The following is a 10,846-nucleotide window of genomic DNA, read 5'->3' as shown; positions in this document are numbered from 1 at the left end:
AGCCACCATCCAAAAAATCTTTGAGCATTATGCCAGCCAAAACCCAACGATTGATCAAACCGATGGCGTGAGTCTTGACTTTGGGGCATGGCGTTTGAATGTACGTGCTTCAAATACTGAGCCATTATTGCGCTTAAATATTGAAAGCCGTCGTGATCAAAACCCACGCCCAATGCAGGACTATGTGGATGAGTTGACGCAATTGATTCAAGCTTAATCTGAAAAATTAAAATAATATAAACAATGGGAGTCAAAACTGACTCCCATTTTTATGCTCTAAACCTTGTGGCTGAGTGTATAGCTAGAATCACTCATCTTAACAATAACCATTCGGATTCTGCTTTTGCCAGTTCCAACTATCGGCCAACATATCTTCTAAGGCATATTGTGGTGTCCAGTCCAGTTCTTGCACGGCACGACTATTATCTGCAAAAGACGTGGCCACATCGCCTTCACGACGTGGTGCAAACTCAAATGGAATCTGCACACCATTGACCTGTTCAAAAGTATTCTTCACTTGCAGCACCGAAATTCCATTACCCGTACCAATATTCCAAGCACGGCAACCCTGGGCAGTCAAACGGTTATTCAAGGCACATAAATGCGCGTTGGCCAAATCGACCACATGAATATAATCGCGCACACCAGTACCATCTGGTGTGGCATAATCCTGCCCAAAAATTGACAGTTTTTCACGACGTCCCACCGCCACTTGGGTGACATAAGGCATTAAATTATTTGGAATACCTTGTGGGTCTTCGCCAATGCAGCCACTTTTATGTGCCCCCACAGGATTAAAATAACGCAATAGCGCAATCGACCAACGTGCATCGGCAAGGGCTGCTTTTTGTAAAAGCTGTTCCACAATCAGCTTGGTATAGCCATAGTTATTGCTTGGCATACCCGTTGGCATCTCTTCATTCAACGGCGAAATATTGGATTCGTCATATACTGTAGCCGATGAACTAAACACCAGTTTAAACACATGCGCGCGTTGCATCGCCTGGATCAAGCTAATTGAACCCGCAATATTGTTGTCAAAATAGCTCAGTGGAATTTGTTGGCTTTCTCCCACTGCTTTGAGTCCTGCAAAATGAATCACTGCATCAATTTGATGTGCAGCAAACACAGCATCCAAAGCAGCAGCATCACGAATATCACCCTGAATAAACTGCAAGGTTTTGCCCGTCAGTTGCTGCACCCGCGCCAATGACTCTGCCGAGCTATTGGACAAATTATCTAGCACCACCACGCTGTGCCCTGCATTCAGCAACTCGACACAGGTATGTGAACCAATATAGCCAGCACCGCCTGTTACTAAAATATTAGCCATCTATTTTTCCTAATAAAATTTTTAATAAACCTTGAGTCGATGCATCGAGTGCCGATAAATCCTGCTGCTGCCCATTTAAAATAGGCAAGAGCTGATTGGCAATTTCCTTGCCTTTTTCTACACCCCATTGGTCAAAGGGATTGATATTCCACAGCACCGATTGCACAAAGACTTTATGTTCATATAGAGCAATCAACATGCCCAAGCTATACGGATTGAGTTCTTGCAATAAAATACTGCTACTTGGCTGATTACCACTGTACTGCTTATATGCAGCTAAGCCATCTAATTCCTGCTGATCTAAAGCCTGATTACCAAAGGCCAAAAGCCGCGACTGTGCCAAGCAGTTGGACAAGGCCAAATGATGCTGCTCCACCAAAGCCTCAGCATTTTCGGCATAAGTAAATTGATTGGCATTATAACGCTGCACAGGGGCAATAAAATCACAGCTGACCGCATGTGTCCCTTGGTGCAATAATTGATAGAACGCATGCTGTGCATTCGGCCCAACTTCACCCCAGACAATTGGGCAGGTATCTCGCTCAACTGCTGCACCATTGCGCTGAATGGATTTACCATTCGATTCCATTTCCAATTGCTGTAAATACGAAGCGAAGTATTTTAAACGTCCATCATAAGGCAAGACCGCATGGGTCTGAATATTCAGGAAATTATTATTCCATACGCCCAGCAAGCCCATCAGCACTGGGATGTTCTGATCAAATGCAGCTGTTTGAAAATGCTGATCAACCGCATGTGCACCTGCTAAAAACCGCTGAAAACCCGCAACGCCAATGGTCAGGGCAATCGGTAAGCCAATACACGACCATAACGAATAGCGACCACCCACCCAATCCCAAAGCAAGAGCTGATTTTCAGGACAAATGCCCCAAGCGGTCATTTTATCTGCTTTGGTGGATACCCCAATAAAGTGATGTTTCAGAATTTTCGCGTGTGTGCCCAAAGCCTTTTCTAGCCATTGTTTCACCGTTTGCGCATTGGATAAGGTATCAATGGTGCCAAAAGACTTGGACGAAATAATAAATAAAGTGGTCTCAGGACGCAGACGATGCAGCAATTCAGATAGTTGGCTGCCATCCATGGTGGACACAAAATGTACATTCAGTGGTTTTTCTGTCGCCACTTTAAAATCAGATAAGGCTTGGGTCACCATCAACGGGCCTAAATCTGAGCCACCCACACCAATATTGACCACATCCTGAATCACTTCACCCGTGGCACCACGGTATTGGCCTGCATGGATTTTTTCCACCAAGGCATACATACGCTCAAGCTGGGTATGCACTTGCTCAGTCAATGCAGCGTAAGCATCGGTCTGATCGGAAGCACTTGCTGCTGGGCTGGTCGCAGGCAAACGCAAGGCCCAATGCAAAGCGGGTGCCTAAACCTGCAACAGGTAAAATGGCTTTTTTAATCATCTCAGATACCTAATTTCACACAAATTTTTTAGTTAAATTTTACTCATCAACAAGTTGAACTGACTTACTTCAACTTAGTTTTTGAAATTTAGTTCACCTTAATTTCTGTCCCACGGACATAACCATCCACATAGTGTTCAAGCTGAGCTAAAGCCCAGTCGATATCACTTTGAATTGCGGTTAAGTCATGCATACGCTCAAACACCATCAGTAATTCATCCAACGGATACATTTTTTCATAAGAACGTAAAATACGACTGTGCTGGGTCACTTCGGTATTATCGGCATCAATCAACAATTCTTCGTAAAGTTTTTCGCCTGGGCGTAAGCCTGAATATTGAATTTCAATATCACCTTCCTGGCTGCCTGTTTCTCGTACTTTTAAACCACTCAGTGCAATCATTTGACGGGCCAAGTCCTGAATGCGTACAGGTTCCCCCATATCCAGCAGGAATACATCGCCGCCTTGCCCCAACGCACCCGCCTGAATCACCAATTGCGAGGCTTCTGGAATGGTCATAAAGTAACGGGTGACTTCAGGATGAGTTACGGTAATAGGCCCACCTTTGGCAATTTGCTGTTTAAACAACGGCACCACCGAACCCGATGAACCCAAGACATTCCCAAAACGGACAATGCTAATTTGGGTCTGATCTTGCGCTTCTGCCATGGCTTGACAATACAATTCTGCCATACGTTTAGACGCCCCCATGACATTGGTGGGACGCACGGCTTTATCGGTAGAAATGAGTACAAATGTTTCCACACCTGTTTTGACCGCTGCATTTAAGCTAAATGCCGTACCAATGGCGTTGTTTTTCAAACCTGCCAATGGGTTACATTCTACCAAAGGCACGTGTTTGTAAGCAGCTGCATGGTACACGGTTTGAACCCTATACTGTTCCATCACTCGCTCTAGTTTGGCCTGCTCTAGCACTGAACCTAAAATTGGGATAATCGTGACATCGCTATTTAAGCGTAATTCTTTGTCAATGCTGTACAACGCAAATTCGGTCAGTTCATAAATTACCAAGGCTTTGGGTTTGTTTTTGACAATTTGACGACACAATTCAGAACCAATGGACCCCCCCGCCCCTGTAACCAAGACCATTTTGTCTTGAATATTTTTAGCCAACAGTTCGGGGACTGGCGGCACAGGGTCACGCCCGAGCAAGTCAATAATATCGACTTCCTGAATATCCGATACGCGAATTTCACCATCGACCAGTTTGGTCAGTCCTGGAATTTCTGTAATTTTAATATGTGCAGGTTCTAAAAATTTGACGATCTCGCTTTTACGCATCCGTCCTACAGAAGGCAGCGCAATCAGAATTTCATCGACATTTTTTTTAGCTAACAATTTTAATGCGCTGTCTGCGTCATAGACTTTTAAACGTCCCAACTGCTGCCCAGTGAGTGACGGATCATCATCTATAAATAATACGGGTAAGTGTTCATCGGAATTGTATAGTGCCGCTGCAATTTGCTGTCCTGCATTGCCTGCACCATAAATCGCCACACGTTTTTTTTGTACATCGGCTTGTAAATAAGAACGCACGATAAAGCGAATAAAACCGCGGCTAAACCAGACCCATGCGAACATGAGAAATCCGAACATGAGCGGAATAGAAGTGGGAATAAAGGCATCGGTAAAGTAAGCCAACGCATATAACCCTGCCACAGTCAAAGCAGTACCCAACCCCAATTTGACCATAAACAGTTCACTGTAGGTACGCACAATAAAGCGATACACCCCAAAAATAAACAGCGATACAACGGCAATCACACTTGCCCATACCGAACCAAAAGCCAAGTTAGGCACCACTTCTGCGCCTAAATCAAACTGGCGGATGGCATAACATAGCCACAGCAAGACAGGAAATATACAAAAGTCCAGCACCATTAAAAATGCAAGTTTGACTAAGCGGGGGGATTCTACAGCAGGTTCGAAAATGGATTTCATAAATATACAATTATTAATATTTGAATTTTAAAACACCGTATTACTTTAATGCAGAATACAGGTTCCAACCTCTAAAAATGAATGTGCGGCGATAGTTTGACCACCTGCGACTTTTACCCCCACGCTTAAATGGGCAAATTGCTCAATGACCACATCATGATCTAATAATGTACCAATATTTAAAATTACGCCATCGTTGATCACAGTTTTACGACTAATTACACACCCTGCCATCACACTCACCCCTAGACCGATGTCAGCTGTTGGACTCACAACTGTTTTAGGATGAATCACCGAAGTCAATTCTATACCCAAGGCTCGCAAGGTCTGTTGCCATTGCTGCCGTAATGTATTATTGCCTACCGCCACAATCGCTTGAAGCTGCGTATTCTGCAACTGATTTAAATTGGCAATATTTGTCACAATGTTATATTCCGCCACATGCTGTATTTCAGGCCAACGGTCATCAGCAAACATAATCTCTTGCCATTGTCCACTCAGTTCTGCAGCTTCTGCAACGGCCAAACCGTAACCCCCTGCACCTAAAATTAACAAGCTGGGTTTATTAAGCATCTGGATGACCTGCCTTGAATTTTATAGCCACAATTAACAATGGTATATAGGCAATCAGTACTGCCAATTCAGGGTACGCCCATGCTTGTGTAACCGTCATATAAGCGATAGGAAATAACCACAATAGGTTAATCGCAGCAACCGCCAACGTCACGGGGGTATGACTCCCGCATCTACGCGATAAAATTTGATAGCTATGGCTTCGATGTGCATCATACATTTTATAGCCGCTCAATACGCGTTTTATGAGGGTATAGGTCGCATCGACCACAAATACACCTAGACAAGTGATCCACGCACAAAACAGTGCCAAGTTTTCTTTGAGGGCGATGAGTGCCAAAATACCCAAAGTGAGGCCGAGAAATCCGCTACAGGCATCGCCCATAAAAATTTTAGCTTTGGGAAAGTTCCACAATAAGAAGCCAAATACACAGGCGGCCAATAACCACAATATGTCTGAGTTCAATGTGGTGTTCAGTACATAATACAAAATGGCCATGCTAACGACAGTGGTAATGGCTTCGACACTGGCAATGCCGTTAATGCCATCCATAAAGTTGTATAGATTGAGCAACCATACCAAAAATAATACTGCAATAATATTGGCGATAAAACCAAGTTGCAGACCATTAAAAGCTGTAACTTCGCTAAAGCCACCCAAGCTGATGACCACACCAATGGCTACTAAGAAATGTACGGCTAAACGCAGCATGGAGTTAATATGCCCATGGTCATCTAAAAAACCAAGTAAAGCGATGACAAAACCCGCTGCCATAAGAGTTAAGCCAATATGTAGTGTCAATTGTTGGCTATAGATTAACACCGACAGTGCCAATAAGTAGCTACACACAACCGCAACACCACCACCGCGTGGCGTAGGTACACTGTGGGAACTACGTTCATTGGGGTTGTCTATAATATTTTTCTTTAGGGCGTAATGCCGCATGTAGCCTGTGAACAGTAATGTCAGTATAAAAAATACGATGCTCAGTGCAAAAATTGACATGCGTAAATTACTCTTTCATTTTTAAATAATTTTGACCCGCTTGCAGCATCGCTTGCTCGGTACTCAATGGCGCTGTCCAACCCAACAACTTCTGAGCTTTAGTCGTATCGACCTCTAGTGACTCAAACAACTGCTCATAGAGTTTGGATTTGCCAATACATGCTGCGCCTAGTTTCATAAGCGGTTGCGGAATATAAATAAAACGTGCGGGTTTTCCCATGCCCTGCTTTAAATATTGCACTAGCTCACGTGTAGAAATACGAGCTTGATCTGCGACTAGAAATGTTTGATTGGCTGCATTTGGATGTCCAATACAGGTTTGAATAAAGTCTACCAAATTTTCAAGCGCAACAAAGCTGCGTTTATTGTTTGTGCCTGCAAAAGGTAAAGGTAAATTGCTCGCAACTAGTTTGAGTAGTCGAGCAAAGTTACCTGGTGCATGAGCGGCATAAACTAAAGGTGGGCGAATAATGACGAGCTCTGTGTCTGATTCTGCAAACAGCTTTTTGAGCTCTTGTTCGGCTTCTAGTTTGGAAACTGCATAATCTGCATGAGGTTGTGGTATAGCATCTTCTGTAAATAGCTGCTGTAATGTTACTGAACCATTCACACCTATAGAGCTCATAAATATAAAGCGTTTTACTTTTTTATCTAAAGCCTGACGTGCTAATTGTAAAGTACCTTCCACATTCACTTTGCGAAATTCGCTCAACGGGTCTGTTGTTTGTTCATTTAAAATATGGGCACGGCCAGCTAAATGAATAATGACGTCTATATTGTTGGGTAAGTCTGCTGCAAAAATACTAGCAGCAACAAGTTGTTGGATATTTTCAGAAAGTACGTGATTCTGAGTGCGGACTAAAGCAATCGTGTCATACACACTACTCACCCGTTCAGTCAGAGCTGTACCAACAAATCCTGTTGCACCTGTAATTAAAACTCTCATTATTTTAAAGACCGCATTGATAATACCTGAGTATAGACATCTAATGTTTTATGCAACATTGTATTAAAATTAAATTGAGTTTCATACAAATGACGACTGTTATTACCTAATTGTAGACGCAAATTTTTATTCACAATTAGTTCTTGAAGTGACTGAACTAAAATATCAATATCCCCTTTTGGGATAAGATATCCATTTTTAGAACTAACACTTTCCTTTACCCCTCCCACATCAGAAGCAATAATAGGTAAAGATGTACTCATTGCCTCCAATATAGTCAAAGGAAAGCCTTCATAATTTGAAATTAATACAAAAATGTCAGCCAGATTCAAAACCTCTTTAACTTTAAAACTTTGACCATGAAAAATGATTTTTGAATCAAGATTTTCATAGGTAGCCAATTCTTGACATTTTTTAAGATTTGGTCCATCGCCTAAAAAATCTATTTGCCAAGTTAAATGAGCAGGTAGTTTTGAAAGTGCTTGTATCAAAAAATATTGATCTTTAGGATCTTCAAAACGTGCAACCATAATCAATCTTACTATAGAGCTAGATTTTTCGATTGCAGAAGTTTTTATATCTGGTACACCATTATGAATAGTCTGAACCAACTCTGGTGTTCCAACGTTATGTTTAAAACCATGTTGTCGGTCATATTCTGAAACTGTAATAATATGATCTGAAAACTTAGTCATGAAACGTTCTAAAGTCGCATATATTTTTTGTTTTCTAGGGCTTACTCCATCAGTAAAAGCCCACCCATGTGCCGTAAACACTACAGGTAAATTTAAGGATTTAGCTGCTAAACGACCCAATAAGCCAGCCTTACTCGAATGGCAATGTACTATATCTGGCTTCAGCTGTTTTAAATGTTTTTTTATTTCCCAAAAACCTAGTAAATCATCTTTTATAGAGATTTCTCTTTTTAAGTACTCTAATGAACTGAAATTTATATTATTTTTTTTTATCTCTTCAGTAAAAGCTCCTTCTCCACCTACCAAGATATGAACTTGATGCCCTTGACTGATCATACCTTTCGCTAGATCAAGTAGGTGTACGCTCGCACCACCAAGCACGTCTGAACGAGTTATAATATAAACTATGTTTAACATAAAGTTTTCATTCATTTCTATAAATTTTTAACCAGTTTTTAACTGATTTTTCTAGAGAAAATAATTCTTCCACACGTTGTCGTGCTTTTAAGTTATTTTCTTGTATCTCTAAAGGTGTTTTACTCACTGCTTTTTCCATTGCTTTAGCTAGCGCCTCACTATTTTGGGGTGGAACTAAAAGCCCTGTATCACCCATGACTTCAGCCACGCCACCACTATTTGTCGCAATAACAAAAGCGCCACATGCCATTGCTTCTGCAATTACCAGACCAAAGCCTTCGTAAGATGAAGATAATACAAAAAAATTAGCGATTGACATTAGAGCAGGAATATCTTCTCTTCTACCCAGGAGATTAACATTAGTGTTTAAATTATATTTTTCTATTAAAGCTTTTAGTTCCAATCTAGCTTGCTCATCACCATCACCTGCTATATAAAGTTTTAAATTATCAACTTTTTCTTGATGCTGAAGATAAATAGAAAATGCTTTTAATAAATTGGGATGGTCTTTTGCTGCATGAAAACGACCAACTGCAAGAAAAATAGTGGTAGAAGCATCAACACCTAAGTTTGATCTAACCTCATTGAACTCATATTTACATTTATTGAAATAATTTAAATCTATACCGTTATAAGTGGTTAAAATTCCACCTTTAGGTACGGCACCTAAATTCTCAAAATTTTGACTCGCTGCCAGACTAACGTTTGTTGTTATATCCGCTAAATTATGTGTTAAGCGATAAGCGCACATTCTCAAACGTCCACCCTCATTATTGCTGTGTGCAGTACATATAAGGCGTGGAGTTTTCACAAAAAAACGACAAAGGCGTGCAAAAAGATTGGCATGTACCATATGGGCATGTACAACATCAGGTTGAAAATCTTGAATTAGTTTTTTATATTTTTTTGATGCTGAATATAATCCATAAAGATTATTCAAATCTAAAGGTATTATATCCACATTAACATTTTTAGGACGTACTAAGACTTCTCCTGTAAGGTAAGCAATTTTAACTTGGTGACCTAACATAAACATTTGATCGGCCAAGTTGGAAACAACTTTTTCAGCACCCCCTCCTCCTAGACCAGTAATTAAATATAAGATTTTCATTTTTTTGATTTCAAACTAATTAAAAAATATATTATAGTATAAAAAATAATTAAAGCCCATAGCCCAGATATACTTGCTCTATTTAACATAAAAATTTGAGTTAAAAAACAGATAAATAAACCCTGGAAAAAACCATTATGGTTAAATCGATCTGATATTTTATATAAAACAACCCCCCAATAGTAATTAAATAACAAAAACAATGGAAGAAACCCAAATGAAAAGGCATAAAAATCACCTAATAAAGACCACCCTAGACCAAACCCTTGAGAAAATGTAGAAGGCGACAATCTATAAAGCAAATTATTTGAAAAAGTTAAATTATAATTATATATGTCATAAAAAAAACTATAAAATATCTGAATACCGGGTATTAAAACTTTTAGATAAGCTAAAATAGGATAACTATCGTTTAATACCCCCATATTAAATACCATCATAGTTGTACCCTGATTATAAAAAATATCTTCTAAAATAATTAAGAAAAAATCATTATCACTAGTTGCTTGACGAGCCCCAGACAAGGAAGCCAAGTCGTTGGCAAAAAACATTAATAAAAAAATACTTAAAACAAATAATATATGCTTTAAATGAATTTTTTTATTTTGCAGATATAGCCATGTCACAAAAAAAAGCCCAGCAATAAAACCAGAACGTGAACCCTGTAAAACAGAAGACAACATTATTAATAAATAAATAAAAACATTTAACCTAAAAAATATTAAACAAAATTTATATTTTTCCTTATAAACATATTGTATAGCCATCATGGAAACAAATAATGCAAATACTATTAAACCTAAGGAGGAAGAGTAAACACCATCTTGACTTTCGAAAATAGACATATATCCTTCACTAATAGCCTTAGAGATTAATAAATATGAACTATATAAAGAATACCCACCTAAAAATGGACTTATTACACTCAAAATAAATAAAGTATTAGTATTTGGATCTAAAATAATATTATTATCACTAGTTTTCTTGACATTATTCAAAAAACCATAAGTAAAAAATACTAAAGCTAAATTAATTAAAAAAATTGATTTAATTTTCTCTTCGTCAGATAAACAATAATAAAAACCAAATTCTAAACAAAAAGTATCCGACTGCAAAAACAGATTAGAAAAAAACCTCCCACAAATAAACAACCCAAAACCAAGCAAATAGATTAACACTAGTTTAAAAATATGGTTTTCCGGTGAGTTTTTAACACAATAATAACCACTAAATAAAATATTTATAATAGTAGAAACTGAAAGTATTATATCCATAGAAAATAAATGAAAAAAAAGCAATGCAACAAAAATATTCGTTAGCATAAAAACTAGGAGAACATACTTATTTAAATTCATGAATATAC

General features: G+C 39.1%; 8 protein-coding genes and 2 pseudogenes. 1 reads left to right on the top strand and 9 read right to left on the bottom strand.

Annotation, left to right across the window (positions count from 1 at the left end):
• Positions 1–217, top strand: a pseudogene (locus VF675_RS08535) (phosphomannomutase CpsG); the annotation flags it as partial.
• A 99-nt stretch (positions 218–316) separates the two neighbouring features.
• On the opposite strand, the gene galE reads toward VF675_RS08535, so the two are convergent.
• From galE to wzy, 9 genes and pseudogenes are all read right to left on the bottom strand, one after another.
• Positions 317–1,333, bottom strand: coding sequence for a UDP-glucose 4-epimerase GalE (galE, locus tag VF675_RS08530; RefSeq protein ID WP_440205080.1), 1,017 nt, complete (start codon positions 1,331–1,333; stop codon positions 317–319).
• Positions 1,326–2,729, bottom strand: a pseudogene (gene pgi, locus VF675_RS08525) (glucose-6-phosphate isomerase); the annotation flags it as partial. The gene galE and the pseudogene pgi, both read right to left, overlap by 8 nt.
• 131 nt (positions 2,730–2,860) lie before the next feature.
• The gene (locus VF675_RS08520; RefSeq protein ID WP_440205079.1) at positions 2,861–4,735 is read right to left on the bottom strand and encodes a polysaccharide biosynthesis protein; all 1,875 of its coding nucleotides are present in this window, start codon (positions 4,733–4,735) and stop codon (positions 2,861–2,863) included.
• 45 nt (positions 4,736–4,780) lie between these two features.
• Positions 4,781–5,308: an acetyltransferase gene (locus VF675_RS08515; protein ID WP_440205078.1), complete on the bottom strand. Its 528-nt coding sequence runs from the start codon at positions 5,306–5,308 to the stop codon at positions 4,781–4,783.
• Positions 5,301–6,314 (bottom strand): MraY family glycosyltransferase, encoded by a 1,014-nt coding sequence (locus VF675_RS08510; RefSeq protein ID WP_440205077.1) that lies wholly within the window; start codon positions 6,312–6,314, stop codon positions 5,301–5,303. The genes VF675_RS08515 and VF675_RS08510 overlap by 8 nt, the downstream gene beginning before the upstream one ends.
• A 7-nt stretch (positions 6,315–6,321) precedes the next feature.
• Positions 6,322–7,260, bottom strand: a complete 939-nt coding sequence (locus tag VF675_RS08505; RefSeq protein WP_440205076.1) for an NAD-dependent epimerase/dehydratase family protein — start codon at positions 7,258–7,260, stop codon at positions 6,322–6,324.
• Positions 7,260–8,387 carry a glycosyltransferase family 4 protein gene (locus tag VF675_RS08500; protein WP_440205075.1) on the bottom strand — a complete coding sequence of 376 codons (1,128 nt, stop codon included), beginning with the start codon at positions 8,385–8,387 and terminating at the stop codon, positions 7,260–7,262. The genes VF675_RS08505 and VF675_RS08500 overlap by 1 nt, the downstream gene beginning before the upstream one ends.
• A complete protein-coding gene (locus tag VF675_RS08495; RefSeq protein WP_440205074.1) occupies positions 8,380–9,483 on the bottom strand; it encodes a glycosyltransferase in 1,104 nt (367 codons plus the stop codon). The genes VF675_RS08500 and VF675_RS08495 overlap by 8 nt, the downstream gene beginning before the upstream one ends.
• Entirely contained in the window at positions 9,480–10,838 is a 1,359-nt protein-coding gene (gene wzy, locus VF675_RS08490) for an O-antigen polysaccharide polymerase Wzy (RefSeq protein ID WP_440205073.1), read from the bottom strand. Before wzy ends, VF675_RS08495 begins: the two co-directional genes overlap by 4 nt.
• Between the last annotated feature and the right edge of the window lie 8 nt (positions 10,839–10,846).

It is taken from the genome of Acinetobacter sp. Lyrl_1 (genome assembly GCF_051948795.1).
Lineage (GTDB): Bacteria > Pseudomonadota > Gammaproteobacteria > Pseudomonadales > Moraxellaceae > Acinetobacter > Acinetobacter towneri.
Note: the sequence above shows the minus strand (reverse complement) of the source record. Positions and strands in the feature narration are given on the sequence as shown.

Bases quoted from the DNA above. Each gene is read 5' to 3' on its own strand.
- galE (WP_440205080.1), bottom strand. From the start codon at position 1,333: ATGGCTAATATTTTAGTAACAGGCGGTGCTGGCTATATTGGTTCACAT.
- VF675_RS08520 (WP_440205079.1), bottom strand. From the start codon at position 4,735: ATGAAATCCATTTTCGAACCTGCTGTAGAATCCCCCCGCTTAGTCAAA.
- VF675_RS08515 (WP_440205078.1), bottom strand. From the start codon at position 5,308: ATGCTTAATAAACCCAGCTTGTTAATTTTAGGTGCAGGGGGTTACGGT.
- VF675_RS08510 (WP_440205077.1), bottom strand. From the start codon at position 6,314: ATGTCAATTTTTGCACTGAGCATCGTATTTTTTATACTGACATTACTG.
- VF675_RS08505 (WP_440205076.1), bottom strand. From the start codon at position 7,260: ATGAGAGTTTTAATTACAGGTGCAACAGGATTTGTTGGTACAGCTCTG.
- VF675_RS08500 (WP_440205075.1), bottom strand. From the start codon at position 8,387: ATGAATGAAAACTTTATGTTAAACATAGTTTATATTATAACTCGTTCA.
- VF675_RS08495 (WP_440205074.1), bottom strand. From the start codon at position 9,483: ATGAAAATCTTATATTTAATTACTGGTCTAGGAGGAGGGGGTGCTGAA.
- wzy (WP_440205073.1), bottom strand. From the start codon at position 10,838: ATGAATTTAAATAAGTATGTTCTCCTAGTTTTTATGCTAACGAATATT.